Origin of the sequence: Streptomyces sp. AC555_RSS877 (genome assembly GCF_019049245.1) — a bacterium.
GTDB lineage: Bacteria > Actinomycetota > Actinomycetes > Streptomycetales > Streptomycetaceae > Streptomyces.
The window spans coordinates 1-15162 of record NZ_JAGMUK010000052.1; the positions used below are offsets into that span (position 1 = coordinate 1).

Sequence of the window (15162 nt, forward strand, 5' to 3'; positions counted from 1 at the left end):
GGAGGGGCCTGCGGGGGGTCTGGGAGGGGACGACGGGGGAGGCGGGGGTTCCCCCGCGGCTCCGCGGGTGGGGCTTGCTGTGGTGGGCCTCTCCGGGGCTGTGAGGGGCCTTCCTGCGGTGGCGGGGCGGGCGGGCTTGGTGGCCAGGGTCGGGGCGGCGGTGCTGCGGAGGCGCGTGCCGGTGCCGGCGCGGGTGCTGGTGCTGGGGGCCAGCGGGTCCGGCCCGGGGGCGGTCGCGGGGCGGTTGTCGGTGGGGCGGGTGCGGGTGCGGGTTCCGGACGTGCCCGGTGAGCCCGGCGGGCGGCCGTCGGGCGCGGTCGTGCGGGGCGTGCCTCCGCCGGGGGCGCGGGGCGGGGTGCCGCCGGGACGGCGGGTGTCGCGGCGGCCCGGCGGGCGGGCGCCGGGGTGGTGGTTCGCCCTCGTCATGACCTTGTTCATCGTCGTCCCCGCTCGATCGGCCCGGGTAGTACCGGGCGGTAACTTCGTACTTGGGGATCTTGTACGGGGTGGTGGACCTCGGCGGCAAGGCGGTCGGCGGCCTCGCCGGGGTGGCCGGAATGTTCACCTATCAGAGTGGTCGGGGGTGGCGGGAAGCCCGTCGTGGCGGGGATGTACCGGGTGAGTTCCGAGGCGCCGGGTGGACGCCTTCAGGGGGGTGGGCAGGGACTCGAAAGGGGACCCCACGGACGTATCCTGAAGGCCCTCCGGGAGGTGCCGAACGCCCTTCGGGAGGGCCCGACGAGCCTTCGACCACGAAAGAAGCGGCGAGCATGCGTGTCTACGTCCCCCTGACTCTTCCCGGGCTCGCCGAGGCGTACAAGACGGGAGAACTGGGGAGCGGGCCGTTCGTCGCGTACGCGGTCACGCCGGCGTTGCGGGAGTGGTACCTGTCCGACGACATCGAGGAGTTGGAGTACGCCGCGCTCAACCGGGCCGCGCTGGCCTCGCTGCGGTTGCTGGCGGGGGACGCCGAGGCGGTGCGGCGGCGGGTCGTGGTCGCCGTGGACGTGCCGGACGGTACGGCGACCTCTGATCCCGACCGGGCGCTGGACCCTGCGGCGCTCGGTGAGGTGCGGGTCGCCGGGGCTGTGCCGTTGGACAAGGCGGCGGCCGTGCACGTCGACGCCGGGGACGCGGAGGCCGACGTGGCCGCGGCGGCCGGCGCGCTCGCGGCGGCGGACGCCGGGGACGACGACGCGCAGTTCGTCGTGGACGGGGCCGAGGACCATGAGCTGCTGTGGTTCGCCAGGCAGGAGATCCCGAATCTGGTCGGGCTGGGAAGCTGAGGGCGGATGTTGTGCTCGGCTCTGAGCTGCGGGTCTCTTGATTGTCAGTGAGGGCGGGTACGTTTTCGGCATGGGGAAGCAGACAGGCGCGCACATTGTCTGGGACTGGAACGGCACGCTGTTCCACGACAATGACGCGATCATCGGGGCGACGAACGCGGCGTTCGCGGAGTTGGGGCTGGCGTCGATCACGCTGGAGCAGTACCGGGCGTTGTACTGCGTGCCGGTGCCGAAGTTCTACGAGCGGTTGATGGGGCGGCTGCCCACCGAGGCCGAGTGGGAGGTCATGGATGAGACCTTCCATCGGTACTACACCGAGCACCGGGTGAGATGCGGGCTGACCGCGGGGGCGGCGGAGTTGCTTGCGGGGTGGGGGTCGGCGGGGCGTAGCCAGTCGATCCTCAGCATGTACGTGCATGATGAACTCGTGCCGTTGGTGCGGGGGTTCGGTATCGAGGCGCACTTCCTGCGGGTCGACGGGCGGGTCGGGCCGTCCGGGGGGAGCAAGGCGGAGCACATGGTGCGGCACTTGCGGGCGTTGGTCGGGGTGGACCCGGCTCGGACGGTGGTGATCGGGGATGCCGCCGATGATGCGGTGGCGGCTCGGCATGTGGGGGCTCGGGCCGTGCTGTACACCGGGGGGTCGCATGGGCGGGCGAGCCTTGAGGTGGCGGGGGTGCCGGTGGTGGACACGTTGGAGGAGGCCGTGGTGGAGGCGCAGCGGTTGGCGGCGTGACGCTGCGCTGAGCTGGGGCGGGGGGTGTGTCGGGGCCGGTGTGGTTGGCGCCGGGCTGTTTCTCGCCCCCGCCGCCCCTACCCGTCCCATCCCCAGGGGCTCCGCCCCTTCGACCCCACCAGGGGCTCCGCCCCTGCACCCCGGCGGGGATTGCGTCCCCTGCACTCCTTACTGGGCTCCGGCCCTGGACCCCGGCTGGGATTGCGTCCCCTGCACTCCTTACTGGGCTCCGGCCCTGGACCCCGGCGGGGACTGCGCCCCCTGGATCCCTCGCCGGGCTCCACGCCCCTGGGCCCCGGCGGGGACTGCGTCCCCTGCACCCCTCACTGGGCTCCGGCCCTGGACCCCGGCGGGGACTGGCGCCCCTGCACCCCGGCTGGGATCGCCTTCCCTGCACCCCTTACGGGGCTTCCGGAGGTGGGCGGGGGCGTGCCCCTGCCATTCCCGCGGGCTCGCCCTTGGGCCCCCGCGGGGACTGCGTTGCTGCGCCTCTGGAGGGCTCTCTCTGCACCCCTGGCGTCTCCCCTCAACCACCGTCCCGGCTGAAAACAGCGCGCTCGCGCTTGAGTCGGAATTGAGGAAGACACGCATGGAATGTCTTCCTTCGCCCCTGTGCAGAACGTCAAAGTTCTGCCCCTGGTTTTGTACACATACGGCTCATGACGGGCCCCCTGTGAGGAGCGATAGCCTGGTGGCGTGATCAGCGCGATAGTTCGCGGGGGCATCGTCGCCCCTGTCCTGCGCCCGGGGAGCACGGACTACATCCGTGACCGGGCGGCGCTCGCTGGTCTTCGCGGGCGGGACGAGGGCGCAAGGGCCCCCAGGACGCCGTACACATCCCGGAAGCAGGCGCCGCCGAGAGCAGCGTCACACCCTTCCGGCATGTCGAGAATGGCTGATAACCCCCCGCTCATCTCGCCTTGCGGCATAGCGTCGGAGCAGACCGGACACCCCGCGTCACGGCGTTACGTCACAGGGGAAGAGACCGTACTTCCACCTACGTCACGCAACGGCGCGCGACAGGAGCCAGAGGACAATGCAGACCAAGCTGGACGAAGCAAAGGCCGAGCTGCTCGAGAGGGCCGCCCGGGTAGCTGAGAACAGCCCGGTCGGGGGGCACCTACCGACCGGGACGACGGATGCGAGCGCTCCCGACCGGGACAACCTGCTCGCGTTCCTCCAGCGCTACTACCTGCACACCGCCCCGGAGGACCTCGCCGACCGCGACCCGGTCGACCTCTTCGGAGCCGCACTCTCGCACTACCGCCTGGCCGAGAACCGCCCGCAGGGTACGGCCAACGTGCGGGTCCACACGCCCACCGTGGAAGAGAACGGCTGGACGTGCACTCACTCGGTGGTCGAAGTCGTCACCGATGACATGCCCTTCCTCGTCGACTCCGTCACCAACGAGCTGACGCGCCAGGGGCGTGGCATTCACGTCGTCATCCATCCGCAGGTCATCGTGCGGCGTGACGTCACCGGCAAGCTCATCGAGGTGCTCACCCCGCGTCCCGCCGGCGAGTTGCCGCACGACGCGCACACCGAGTCCTGGATCCATGTCGAGACCGACCGCGAGAGCGACCGGGGCGACCTGAAGCAGATCACCGCGGACCTGCTGCGTGTCCTGTCCGACGTCCGTGAGGCCGTCGAGGACTGGGAGAAGATGCGGGACGCGGCGCTGCGCATGGCCGACGAGATGCCCAAGGAGCCCGTCGCCCCCGATCTGCGCGAGCAGGAGATCGAGGAGGCGCGGGAGCTGCTGCGCTGGCTGGCCGCCGACCACTTCACCTTTCTCGGGTACCGGGAGTACCGGCTGCGGGAGGACGACTCCCTCGTGGCCGTCCCCGGCACCGGGCTCGGCATTCTGCGGTCCGACCCGCACCACGCGAGCGACGAGACCCACCCCGTCAGCCCTTCCTTCGAGCGGCTGCCCGCCGACGCCCGTGCCAAGGCGCGCGAGCACAAGCTGCTCGTGCTGACCAAGGCCAACAGCAGGGCCACCGTGCACCGGCCGTCGTACCTCGACTACGTCGGCGTCAAGAAGTTCGACGAGAACGGCAACGTGGTCGGTGAGCGGCGCTTCCTCGGGCTGTTCTCGTCCGCCGCCTACACCGAGTCGGTGCGCAGGGTTCCGGTCGTCCGCCGCAAGGTCGAGGAGGTCCTGGAGCGTGCCGGGTTCTCGCCCAACAGCCACGACGGGCGCGACCTGCTGCAGATCCTGGAGACGTACCCGCGCGACGACCTCTTCCAGACTCCGGTCGACGAGTTGCAGGCCATCGTCACCTCCGTGCTCTACCTCCAGGAGCGCAGGCGGCTGCGCCTCTACCTCCGCCAGGACGAATACGGGCGCTACTACTCCGCCCTCGTCTACCTGCCCCGCGACCGGTACACCACGGGCGTACGGCTGCGGATCATCGACATCCTGAAGGAGGAGCTCGGCGGTACCAGCGTCGACTTCACCGCCTGGAACACCGAGTCGATCCTCTCCCGGCTGCACTTCGTCGTCCGGGTCCCGCAGGGCACCGAGCTGGCGCAGCTGTCCGACGCCGACAAGGAGCGCCTCGAGGCCCGGCTGGTGGAGGCCGCGCGGTCGTGGGCCGACGGGTTCGGGGAGGCGCTGAACGCCGAGTTCGGCGAGGAGCGCGCCGCCGAGCTGGTGCGTCGCTACGGCAACGCGATCCCGGAGGGCTACAAGGCCGACCACAACCCGCGCTCCGCGGTCGCCGACCTCGCGCAGCTCGAGAAGCTCACCGAGGAGACCGGCTTCTCGCTCAGCCTGTACGAGCCCGTGGGCGCCGCCCCCGCGGAGCGCCGGTTCAAGATCTACCGCAAGGGCGAGTCCATCACCCTGTCGGCCGTGCTGCCGGTCCTCAACCGGCTCGGCGTCGAGGTGATGGACGAGCGGCCGTACGAACTGCGCTGCTCGGACCGGAGCGTGGCGTGGATCTACGACTTCGGGCTGCGCATGCCCCAGCCGAAGAGCGGGAGCGGCGACCACCTCGGTGACGACGGGCGCGAGCGCTTCCAGGAGGCCTTCGCCGCGACCTGGACGGGCCAGGCGGAGAACGACGGGTTCAACTCCCTCGTACTGAGCGCCGGGCTGAACTGGCGTCAGGCGATGGTGCTGCGGGCGTACGCGAAGTACCTGCGGCAGGCGGGTTCGACGTTCAGCCAGGACTACATGGAGGACACCCTCCGCCACAACGTCCACACCACCCGGCTGCTGGTGTCGCTGTTCGAGGCGCGGATGTCGCCGGACCGCCAGCGTGCCGGGCACGAGCTCGTCGACGCGCTCCTCGAAGAGCTCGAAGCGGCTCTCGACCAGGTCGCCTCCCTCGACGAGGACCGGATCCTGCGGTCGTTCCTGACCGTCATCAAGGCGACCCTGCGCACGAACTTCTTCCAGGAGGCGGCGGGCGGCCGGCCGCACGAGTACGTCTCCATGAAGTTCGACCCGCAGATGATCCCCGATCTGCCGGCGCCGCGCCCGGCGTTCGAGATCTGGGTGTACTCGCCGCGGGTGGAGGGCGTGCACCTGCGGTTCGGGAAGGTCGCGCGAGGCGGGCTGCGCTGGTCCGACCGCCGTGAGGACTTCCGCACCGAGATCCTCGGCCTGGTCAAGGCGCAGATGGTGAAGAACACCGTCATCGTGCCGGTCGGCGCCAAGGGCGGCTTCGTCGCCAAGCAGCTGCCCGACCCGGCCGTGGACCGGGACGCGTGGCTGGCGGAGGGCATCCGCAGCTACAAGACCTTCATCTCGGCGCTGCTCGACATCACCGACAACATGGTCGCCGGTGAAGTGGTCCCGCCCGCCGACGTGGTCCGGCACGACGAGGACGACACCTATCTCGTCGTGGCCGCCGACAAGGGCACCGCGACCTTCTCGGACATCGCCAACGGGGTGGCCGAGACGTACAACTTCTGGCTCGGCGACGCCTTCGCCTCCGGCGGCAGCGCCGGTTACGACCACAAGGGCATGGGCATCACCGCCCGCGGCGCCTGGGAGTCCGTCAAGCGGCACTTCCGGGAGCTGGGCGTGAACACGCAGGCCGAGGACTTCACGGTCGTCGGCATCGGCGACATGTCCGGTGACGTGTTCGGCAACGGCATGCTGCTCTCCGAGCACATCCGCCTGGTGGCCGCCTTCGACCACCGGCACATCTTCATCGACCCGAAGCCCGACGCGGCCACCTCCTACGCCGAGCGCCGCCGCGTCTTCGAGCTGCCCCGCTCCAGCTGGGCCGACTACGACACCGCGCTCATCTCCGCGGGTGGCGGCGTGTTCCCCCGTTCGGCCAAGGCGATCCCGGTCAACGCGCACATCCGCGAGGCTCTCGGCATCGAGGGCAAGGTCGCCAAGATGACGCCGGCCGACCTGATGAAGGCGATCCTCAGGGCGCCGGTGGACCTGCTGTGGAACGGCGGCATCGGTACGTACGTGAAGGCGAGCACCGAAACGCACGCGGACGTCGGCGACAAGGCCAACGACCCCATCCGCGTCGACGGCGCCGACCTGCGGGTCAGGGTCGTCGGCGAGGGCGGCAACCTGGGCCTGACCCAGCTCGGCCGGATCGAGTTCGCGCTGCACGGCGGCAAGATCAACACGGACGCCATCGACAACAGCGCGGGCGTGGACACCTCCGACCACGAGGTGAACATCAAGATCCTGCTCAACGGCCTGGTCGCGGACGGCGACATGACGGTCAAGCAGCGCAACAAGCTGCTCGCCGAGATGACCGACGAGGTCGGCCACCTGGTCCTGCGCAACAACTACGCGCAGAACACGGCCATCGCCAACGCGCTCGCCCAGTCCAAGGACATGCTCCACGCCCAGCAGCGGTACCTGCGTCACCTGGTGCGCGAGGGCCTGCTGGACCGGGCGCTGGAGTTCCTGCCCACCGACCGCCAGATCCGCGAACGCCTCGGCGCCGCCCAGGGTCTGACCGGACCGGAGACGGCCGTCCTGCTGGCGTACACGAAGATCACGGTCGCCGAGGAGCTGCTGCACACCTCGCTGCCGGACGACCCGTACCTGCGCACCCTGCTGCACGCGTACTTCCCGAGTGCGCTGCGCGAGGCGTTCGGGGAGCGCATCGACGGCCACCCGCTGCACCGTGAGATCACGACGACCGTGCTGGTCAACGACACGGTCAACACGGGCGGTACGACCTACCTGCACCGGCTGCGCGAGGAGACGGGCGCCTCGCTGGAGGAGATCGTGCGGGCGCAGACCGCGGCGCGTGCGATCTTCCGCTCCGGTGTCGTGTGGGACGCGGTGGAAGCGCTCGACAACAAGGTCGAAGCCGCCGTCCAGACCCGGATCCGGCTGCACTCGCGGCGCCTGGTGGAGCGCGGTACGCGCTGGCTGCTCAACAACCGGCCGCAGCCGCTCCAGCTCGCCGAGACCGTCGAGTTCTTCGCCGACCGGGTCGAGCAGGTGTGGTCGCAGCTGCCCAAGCTGCTGCGGGGCGCGGACCTGGAGTGGTACCAGAAGATCTACGACGAGCTGACGGGCGTCGGCGTGCCGGGCGAGGTCGCCACGCGCGTCGCCGGGTTCTCGTCCGCCTTCCCCACGCTCGACATCGTCTCGGTGGCCGGCCGCATGGGCCGGGACCCGATGGACGTCGCCGAGGTCTACTACGACCTTGCCGACCGTCTCCACATCACCCAGCTCATGGACCGCATCATCGAGCTGCCCCGCGCCGACCGCTGGCAGTCCATGGCCCGCGCCTCCATCCGTGAGGACCTCTACGCGGCCCACGCGGCCCTGACCGCCGACGTCCTCGCGGTGGGCAACGGCACCTCGACTCCCGAGCAGCGCTTCAAGGCGTGGGAGGAGAAGAACGCGGCGATCCTGGGCCGGGCGCGGACGACCCTTGAGGAGATCCAGAGCTCGGAGACGTTCGACCTGGCGAATCTGTCGGTGGCCATGCGGACGATGCGGACGCTGCTGCGGTCGCATTCGTAGCCGTACGACGAAGAGGGCGCCCCGGGCCGTGAAGGCCCGGGGCGCCCTTGTGTTGTGGGGGTTTTTCTGGGCCTTCGTTACGAGGAGACCGGCACCTTCGGCTTGGCCTTCGCCTTGTCAGGGCCGCCGGTGAACGCCTCGTACGCCTCCAGGACCTCCTCCGTCGGCCCGTCCATGCGCAGTTCGCCGCGCTCCAGCCACAGCACGCGGTCGCAGGTGTCGCGGATCGACTTGTTGCTGTGGCTGACCAGGAACACCGTGCCCGCGTGCTTGCGCAGTTCGCGGATGCGGGTCTCGGAACGCTTCTGGAAGGAACGGTCGCCGGTCGCCAGCGCCTCGTCGATGAGCAGGACGTCGTGGTCCTTGGCGGCGGCGATGGAGAAGCGCAGCCGGGCGGCCATGCCGGAGGAGTAGGTGCGCATGGGGAGGGTGATGAAGTCGCCCTTCTCGTTGATGCCGGAGAAGTCGACGATGTCCTGGTAGCGCTCCTTGACCTGCTCGCGGGACATGCCCATGGCGAGGCCGCCGAGGTAGACGTTGCGCTCGCCGGTCAGGTCGTTCATCAGGGCCGCGTTCACGCCGAGGAGGGAGGGCTGGCCGTCGGTGTGGATCCGGCCGTTCTCCACCGGGAGGAGGCCGGCGACCGCCTTGAGCAGGGTCGACTTGCCCGAGCCGTTGGTGCCGATCAGGCCGATCGCCTCGCCGCGGTACGCGACGAACGACACGTTCCTGACGGCGTGGACCGTGCGCACACCGGCCGCCTTCTCGGCCTTCTCGCGGCGCAGCATGCGGTTGAGGGCGGCGGTCGCGGAGCCACGGCCGGCGCCGGTGCCGTTGACCCGGTAGACGATGTCGACGCCGTCGGCGATGACGGTGGGGATCTTCTCGCCGTCGTAGATGTTCTCGGTCTTGTCAGCCACGGCCGTACGTCTCCTCAGCCTTCCAGAAGTAGATGAAGCCGCCGACTCCGGCGAGCAGGGCCCAGCCGGTCGCGATCAGCCACACGTGGGCGGGCAGCTGGCTCGCGTGGAAGCTGTCGATCAGCGCGAAGCGCATCAGGTCGATGTAGACGGCGGCCGGGTTGGCCTTGAGCAGGGGCGCCACCCAGAACGGCAGGTCGCTGTGCTTGCTGAGCAGGTGGTCCAGGCTCCACATCACGCCGGAGATGTACATCCAGGTGCGCAGGACGAAGGGCATCAGCTGCGCGATGTCCGGTGTCTTCGCGCCCACCCGCGCCAGGATCATCGCGATGCCCGCGTTGAAGGTGAACTGCAGCGTCAGCGCCGGGATCGCCAGCAGCCAGGACGCGGACACCGGCACGCCGAAGGCGAGCAGGATCACGACCAGGGCGGCCATCGAGAACAGCAGTTGCTGGAGCTGCTGGAGGCAGAAGGAGATGGGCAGCGCGGCCCGCGGGAAGTGCAGGGCCCGCACGAGGCCCAGGTTGCCGGAGATCGCCCGGGTGCCCGCCATGATCGAGCTCTGCGTGAACGTCCAGACGAACACGCCCGTCACCAGGAAGGGGACGTAGTCCGCCACGCCCTTCTTGGTGCCCATCAGCACGCCGAAGATGAAGTAGTAGACCGCCGCGTTCAGCAGCGGGGTCATCACCTGCCAGAGCTGGCCCAGCTTCGCCTGGCTGTACTGCGCGGTGAGCTTGGCGGTCGAGAAGGCGGCGATGAAGTGGCGCCGCGCCCACAGCTGGCTGACGTACTCGCGCAGGGTGGGGCGGGCGCCGCTGACCGAGAGGCCGTAGCGGGCGGCGAGGGCCGCGAGGTCGTCTTCGGCCGGTGCGGTCGCCGTCGTCGGGGGCGGTGTGTGGAGGACCTGGCTCACATCCGCTGCTTTCACTCGGGGGGTGTGGGGTGCGTGCGGCTGGGGTGGGTCCGTCGCCCGGCGTTTTCTCACGCTTCTCTTCACGTTCTCTTACGTCGGGACGGGACCGTATCGTCGCAACGTGAGCGTAGGCCGAGTTGACGTCGGAACGCAACCGTTTCGTCGTGACGCCCCTATGCTGGACCGCATGACGACGAACGCCGACGAGCCGCAGACGCGTCCGCGCCGCCGGGCCCCCGCGGGTGCCGCCGTACTCCGCGAGGATGTGACGGAGGCCATCCGGGCGGCCGTCTTCGAGGAGCTGGCGGCCGTTGGCTACGCGCGGATGTCCATCGAGGGGATCGCGCGCCGCGCGGGCGTCGGCAAGACCGCGGTGTACCGCCGCTGGCGCTCCAAGCTGCACCTCGTCCTCGACGTCGTCTCGGCGATCGCGGTGATGGGCCTGCCGGTGCCGGACACCGGCTCGCTCGAGGGCGACCTGCGGCTGCTGTACGAGGTGACCTCCCGTGCCCTGCGCCACCCCGTCGCCTCGCAGGTCATCCCCGACCTCCAGGCCGAGGCGGCACGCAACCCGGAGATCGCCGAGGCCATGCAGAAGGCCCTGCGCGAGGGGCAGGAGGGCGTCGCCAGCAAGATCGTGGCGGCGGCACGGAAGCGCGGCGAGGTCAGTGCAGGGCTCGACGAGGACCTGGCACTGGACCTGATCTCGGGGCCGCTGTACTGGCGCTCGGTGGTGATCCGCAGCCCCAAGCTCCCGAAGGGGTATCTGGGAGGGCTGGCGCGGGGCACCGCGGAGGCGCTCAAGGCGCTGTGAGCGGACCTCTCCGGGAGCGGCCCGCCTGATCCGTAGGAACATGGGCGCCATGAGACTCGTGATCGCCGAGGACAACGCCCTGTTGCGGGAGGGCCTTGTCCTCCTGCTGACCTCTGCCGGCCATGAGGTGTCGGCCGTCGTCGGCACCGGGCCCGAGGTGCTGCCCGCGCTGTTGGAGCATCGGCCGGACGTGGCGGTGCTGGATGTGCGGATGCCGCCCGGTTTCCGCGACGAGGGCCTGCGCGCCGCGCTCGCCGCGCGGAAGGAGATGCCCGGTCTGCCGGTGCTGGTGCTCTCGCAGTACGTGGAGGAGTCGTACGCCGCCGAGCTGCTGGGCGGGGGGAGCAGCGGGGTGGGTTATCTGCTCAAGGACCGGGTGGGGCGGGTGGACGAGTTCCTTGACGCGCTGGAGCGGGTCGCGGCGGGGGGCACGGCCCTCGATCCGGAGGTGGTGACGGAGTTGCTGACCCGGCGCCGGGACACCCCGCTCGACTCGCTGACGCCGCGCGAGAGTCAGGTCCTGAAGCTGATGGCGGAGGGGCGCGACAACGCCACCATCGCGAAGACCCTGGTCGTCACGGAACGGGCGGTCCACAAGCACATCGGGAACGTGTTCCTGAAGCTGGGCCTGCCGCAGAGCGACAGTGGGCACCGCCGGGTGCTGGCCGTGCTGACGTATCTGAACAACGCGTAGCCGGGCTCGGCGGGGAGCGCCGGACCCCGCGTCCGCGGCAGGAGCGGCCGGACAGGTCCTAGCCGCGGGCCGCTTCCGGATGCAGCCGTACCCAGCCCTCCCACGCGGAGATGATCATGTCCTGGACGTCGTGCTTGGCCTTCCAGCCCAGTTCGGCGGCGGCCCGGTCGGCGGAGGCCACGACGCGGGCCGGGTCGCCGGGGCGGCGGGGGGTGACCGTCGGGGGGCGGTCGTAGCCGGTGAGGGCGTTGATGCGGTCGATCATCTCGCGGACAGAGACGCCTTCCCCGCGGCCGATGTTGAGGGTGAGGTCACGGCCGGGGGCTGCCTGGAGGGCGCGGGCCGCCGCGACATGGGCCTCGGCGAGGTCGACGACGTGGATGTAGTCGCGTACGCACGTCCCGTCCGGCGTCTCGTAGTCGTCGCCGAAGATGCGCGGGGGAGCGTGGTCCGTGAGCTTCTCGAAGACCATGGGGATCAGGTTGAAGACGCCGGTGTCCGCGAGTTCGGGGCTCGCCGTGCCCGCCACGTTGAAGTAGCGCAGCGACGCCGTGGACAGGCCCGTCGCCCGGCCCGTCGCCCTGACCAGCCACTCGCCGGCCAGCTTCGTCTCGCCGTACGGCGACATGGGCACGCAGGGCGTCTCCTCCGTCACCAGGCCGCCGTGGCGCTCGGTGTCCGGCATGCCGTAGACAGCCGCTGAGGAGGAGAAGACGAAGGACGGCACGCGCGCCTCCGACACGGCCTCCAGGAGGACGCGCAGGCCCTCGACGTTCTCCCGGTAGTAGTGCAGCGGCAGGTCCACCGACTCGCCCACCTGCTTCTTCGCGGCCAGATGGACCACGCCGGTGACCTCGTGGTCGGCGAGGGTACGCGCCAGGCGCTCGCCGTCCAGGATCGAGCCCACCACCAGCGGTACGTCCTCGGGGATGCGGTCGGCGATGCCGGTGGACAGGTCGTCGTACACCACCGTCCGCTCGCCCGCCTCGGTCATCGCCCGTACGACATGCGCCCCGATGTAACCGGCTCCGCCGGTGATCAGCCAGGTCATGTGCGGCCGTCCCCTCGTCAGTTGGCCTGTGGTGGTCCGTGTCGCCTGTGCGTGTCGTGTGCGGTTCGGCTCCCGTCATCAGTGAAGCAGGCGGTGGGGTCCGGAGCGGGTGACTGGGATGACCCCGCGTGGAGCAGTGGCGACGCGCGGTGCCGGCCCGGGGCTCCGGCTACGGGCTGCCCGGCATCTCCTCCAGCGCCGCCGAGTCCAGCGCCGCCGAGTCCAGCGCCGCCGAGTCCAGCGTCGACGTGAGCTGGTCGAGGCGTTCGCGCAGCTCGCGGAGTTCGCCGACGTCGAAGCCGGTCGCCTGGAAGATCCGGCGCGGTACCTGGAGCGCCGGCTCGCGCATCGCGGCGCCCTTCTCGGTCAGCCGCACCTCCACGGAGCGCTCGTCGCGGGCGCTGCGCTCCCGCCGGACGAGACCGGCCGCCTCCAGGCGCTTGAGCAGCGGCGACAGGGTGCCGGAGTCGAGGCGCAGGTGTTCGCCGAGCTTCTTCACGGGCGTCTCGCCCCGCTCCCACAGCACCAGCATCACCAGATACTGCGGGTAGGTCAGCCCGAGGTCCTTGAGGAGCACGCGGTAGACGCCGTTGAACGCGCGCGAGGCGGCGTGCAGGGAGAAGCAGATCTGGCCGTCGAGGTGCAGCCAGTTGTCTTCCGGGGCTGCTGCGGCAGCTGAAGTGTCGGAGGGGGTCGGCGTACGGGTCATGTCTCCAGGATAGCTCTTGCGAGCCATTCAATTGTGCACAACTGAATTGTGTGCTCTACTAGTGGTCGCGGCGGCCGGACAGGCCGCCGGGACGTGACTCGAGAGGGATGGATTTTCATGGACGCGCTCTACACCGCTGTCGCCACCGCCACCCACGGCCGGGACGGCCGTGCCGTCTCCTCCGACGGCACCCTGGACCTCGCGCTGGGCATCCCGGTGGAGATGGGCGGCAACGGGCAGGGCACCAACCCGGAGCAGCTGTTCGCCGCCGGTTACGCCGCCTGCTTCGGCAGCGCCCTCGGCCTGGTCGGCCGTCAGGCCAAGGTCGACGTCAGCGACGCCGCCGTCACCGCCGAGGTCGGCATAGGCAAGCAGGGCGAGGGCTTCGGCCTCAAGGTCACCCTCCGCGTGGAGCTGCCCGACACCCTGGACGAGGCGACCGGCCGCAAGCTGGTCGACCAGGCCCACCAGGTCTGCCCCTACTCCAACGCCACCCGCGGCAACATCGAGGTCGACCTCGTCGTCGAGTGATCCGAGGGAGACCCCCGGGCCACGGCGGTACGCGCACGGCGCGGGTTCGACTTCGGGCGAGGCAGACGCGGACGTCCGCGAGCCGCCTCGCCCGCTCCCGTTGGTGGAGAGCCGCGCCCGGTCGGACGGACGGACGCGGCGAGGTTCGTGGCCCGCCCCGACGCCCCGGATACGGAGGGGCGCCGGCCGCGGTGCCGCCGGAGCATCAGAGTCGGCCCGGACGCTCGTCAGCCCAAGGAGTGAGCCCGTTCGGAGCGGTCCTGTGCGGGCAGCGTCACCGGCTCCCGGACGACTCGCTCCAGCAGCAGCGGCACCCCCAGCACCGGCAGCAGCCACGCCAGCACCATCAGGCGGTCGCCCCAGATGTTGATGTCCGGGTGCCCGGCCTGGGTGAGGACCCCGGTGAAGGCGGCCGCCACCAGAAAGCCGCCGAACGCCCGGCGGTGCCCCCGCAGCGCGCCCCACGCCCCCGCCGCCAGGGCTGCCGCGAACAGCGGCTGCCACAGCTGCCGGCGCAGCCACTCCGTCCAGAAGTTCGCCTGCAGATGCAGGAACTCCGGCCACGGCCGGGTCCGGTCGGGCCGGGTGAAGTGGTTGGCGAGCAGATCCTGGACGCTCTCGGTCGCGGACGGGTAGCGCAGCACCCCTGCCAGCAGCAGCGTCCCGACCACCGCGAAGCAGCCCACGCCCGCGAGCGCCACGACCCCACGCCCCACGTCCCGCTCCCGCCCCCGACGTCGTACGCCGATCACCAGCCCCGCCCCCGCCAGGCACAGCCCCAGAAACAGTGCCTGTGAGTGCTTCACCGTGAACAGCGCCGCCAGCGAGCCGCCCACCAGCACCAGACCGGCCCGCGTCCGATGCCCGTGCAGCACCAGCGCGCACCCCCACACCGCCGCCAGGGTCAGCGCCAGCAGCATGCCCTCGGTCATCGGCCGCATGGCGGTCGTGCCGCACGGCAGCACGTAGTACAGCGCCTGACCGGTCAGCGCGAGCGGCACCGGCAGGGACAGCGTGCGCAGGATCAGGAACGCCAGGATCCCGCCCGCGACGGTGATGACGACACTCGCCGCCCACATCCCCCAGGTCACGCCGAGCACGGTGACGAACGTCAGCAGGAACACCGGGTATCCGGGCCGCGCCTCGAAGATCCGCAGGAACCGCTCGGAACTGAACGGCGCGGTGTGCCCGCCCGTCTGCCCCGCCCGCATCCGCGCGTCCACCTCCCGCCAGGCCGTGGCCCGGCACTCCCTCCTGACCTGTGGACGCGGATCCGGCGCGTGGAAGCGCACGACGTCCACCTTCTGCCGGCGGTACGCCGTCGACGCCTCGCCCGCGCAGGCGTATTCGATGGTGGCGGCCGCCGCCTCCCGCTTGCTGTCGCCGCGCAGGTCCAGGGCGTACGACAGGTAGTTCTTGGTGTCGGGGGTGTCCCGGCCGGTGACGTTCGCGAGCTGGAGCACGGCGAACACCGCGGCCAGCGCCGGCACCCAGGTGCGTGGCCTCATGAGCACATCGGCAGGTCACGGCCCGCGGT

At 70.8% G+C, this 15162-nt stretch carries 11 protein-coding genes and 1 pseudogene; 6 read left to right on the forward strand and 6 right to left on the reverse strand.

Annotated features, from left to right (window positions below; all coding sequences use genetic code 11):
- Nucleotides 1-426 (reverse strand): annotated as a pseudogene (locus KUM49_RS48520) (hypothetical protein); the annotation flags it as partial.
- Nucleotides 427-770: 344 nt separating this feature from the next.
- On the opposite strand from KUM49_RS48520, the gene KUM49_RS22005 reads away from it, so the two are divergent.
- The 3 genes from KUM49_RS22005 to KUM49_RS22015 all read left to right on the forward strand — a co-directional run bounded on the left by KUM49_RS22005 (nt 771) and on the right by KUM49_RS22015 (nt 7990).
- Complete coding sequence (locus KUM49_RS22005; protein ID WP_217238616.1) at nt 771-1286, forward strand: hypothetical protein; 516 nt, start codon at nt 771-773, stop codon at nt 1284-1286.
- A 70-nt stretch (nt 1287-1356) separates the two neighbouring features.
- Nucleotides 1357-2022 (forward strand): HAD family hydrolase, encoded by a 666-nt coding sequence (locus KUM49_RS22010; RefSeq protein ID WP_217238617.1) that lies wholly within the window; start codon nt 1357-1359, stop codon nt 2020-2022.
- A 1036-nt stretch (nt 2023-3058) separates the two neighbouring features.
- Nucleotides 3059-7990 carry an NAD-glutamate dehydrogenase gene (locus tag KUM49_RS22015; protein ID WP_217238618.1) on the forward strand — a complete coding sequence of 1644 codons (4932 nt, stop codon included), beginning with the start codon at nt 3059-3061 and terminating at the stop codon, nt 7988-7990.
- A gap of 77 nt (nt 7991-8067) precedes the next feature.
- Here the strand turns inward: KUM49_RS22015 and KUM49_RS22020 are convergent, their stop codons facing one another.
- Entirely contained in the window at nt 8068-8910 is an 843-nt protein-coding gene (locus KUM49_RS22020; protein WP_308406697.1) for an ABC transporter ATP-binding protein, read from the reverse strand.
- Nucleotides 8903-9826, reverse strand: a complete 924-nt coding sequence (locus KUM49_RS22025; RefSeq protein WP_217238619.1) for an ABC transporter permease — start codon at nt 9824-9826, stop codon at nt 8903-8905. Before KUM49_RS22025 ends, KUM49_RS22020 begins: the two co-directional genes overlap by 8 nt.
- A 187-nt stretch (nt 9827-10013) precedes the next feature.
- Here KUM49_RS22025 and KUM49_RS22030 point away from each other — a divergent pair, with 187 nt between their 5' ends.
- Both KUM49_RS22030 and KUM49_RS22035 read left to right on the forward strand, forming a co-directional pair.
- A complete protein-coding gene (locus KUM49_RS22030; RefSeq protein ID WP_217238620.1) occupies nt 10014-10640 on the forward strand; it encodes a TetR/AcrR family transcriptional regulator in 627 nt (208 codons plus the stop codon).
- Between the two features lie 49 nt (nt 10641-10689).
- Nucleotides 10690-11334 carry a response regulator transcription factor gene (locus KUM49_RS22035; protein WP_217238621.1) on the forward strand — a complete coding sequence of 215 codons (645 nt, stop codon included), beginning with the start codon at nt 10690-10692 and terminating at the stop codon, nt 11332-11334.
- Between the two features lie 58 nt (nt 11335-11392).
- Here the strand turns inward: KUM49_RS22035 and galE are convergent, their stop codons facing one another.
- Nucleotides 11393-12385, reverse strand: coding sequence for a UDP-glucose 4-epimerase GalE (gene galE, locus KUM49_RS22040; RefSeq protein WP_217238622.1), 993 nt, complete (start codon nt 12383-12385; stop codon nt 11393-11395).
- Nucleotides 12386-12554: 169 nt separating this feature from the next.
- Entirely contained in the window at nt 12555-13094 is a 540-nt protein-coding gene (locus KUM49_RS22045) for a MarR family winged helix-turn-helix transcriptional regulator (protein WP_254401617.1), read from the reverse strand.
- A gap of 117 nt (nt 13095-13211) precedes the next feature.
- Between KUM49_RS22045 and KUM49_RS22050 the strand changes: the two genes are divergently transcribed.
- The gene (locus KUM49_RS22050; RefSeq protein ID WP_217238624.1) at nt 13212-13625 is read left to right on the forward strand and encodes an organic hydroperoxide resistance protein; all 414 of its coding nucleotides are present in this window, start codon (nt 13212-13214) and stop codon (nt 13623-13625) included.
- Between the two features lie 227 nt (nt 13626-13852).
- On the opposite strand, the gene KUM49_RS22055 is transcribed toward KUM49_RS22050, so the two are convergent.
- On the reverse strand, nt 13853-15133 hold the full coding sequence (locus tag KUM49_RS22055; RefSeq protein ID WP_217238625.1) for a hypothetical protein: 1281 nt from the start codon (nt 15131-15133) through the stop codon (nt 13853-13855).
- Nucleotides 15134-15162: the final 29 nt, after the last annotated feature.

What these genes read in the sequence shown, in the direction of transcription:
- KUM49_RS22030 (WP_217238620.1), top strand. Translation starts at nt 10,014, where the DNA reads ATGACGACGAACGCCGACGAGCCGCAGACGCGTCCGCGCCGCCGGGCC.
- galE (WP_217238622.1), bottom strand. Translation starts at nt 12,385, where the DNA reads ATGACCTGGCTGATCACCGGCGGAGCCGGTTACATCGGGGCGCATGTC.
- KUM49_RS22055 (WP_217238625.1), bottom strand. Translation starts at nt 15,133, where the DNA reads ATGAGGCCACGCACCTGGGTGCCGGCGCTGGCCGCGGTGTTCGCCGTG.
- KUM49_RS22045 (WP_254401617.1), bottom strand. Translation starts at nt 13,094, where the DNA reads ATGACCCGTACGCCGACCCCCTCCGACACTTCAGCTGCCGCAGCAGCC.
- KUM49_RS22010 (WP_217238617.1), top strand. Translation starts at nt 1,357, where the DNA reads ATGGGGAAGCAGACAGGCGCGCACATTGTCTGGGACTGGAACGGCACG.
- KUM49_RS22005 (WP_217238616.1), top strand. Translation starts at nt 771, where the DNA reads ATGCGTGTCTACGTCCCCCTGACTCTTCCCGGGCTCGCCGAGGCGTAC.
- KUM49_RS22035 (WP_217238621.1), top strand. Translation starts at nt 10,690, where the DNA reads ATGAGACTCGTGATCGCCGAGGACAACGCCCTGTTGCGGGAGGGCCTT.
- KUM49_RS22050 (WP_217238624.1), top strand. Translation starts at nt 13,212, where the DNA reads ATGGACGCGCTCTACACCGCTGTCGCCACCGCCACCCACGGCCGGGAC.
- KUM49_RS22015 (WP_217238618.1), top strand. Translation starts at nt 3,059, where the DNA reads ATGCAGACCAAGCTGGACGAAGCAAAGGCCGAGCTGCTCGAGAGGGCC.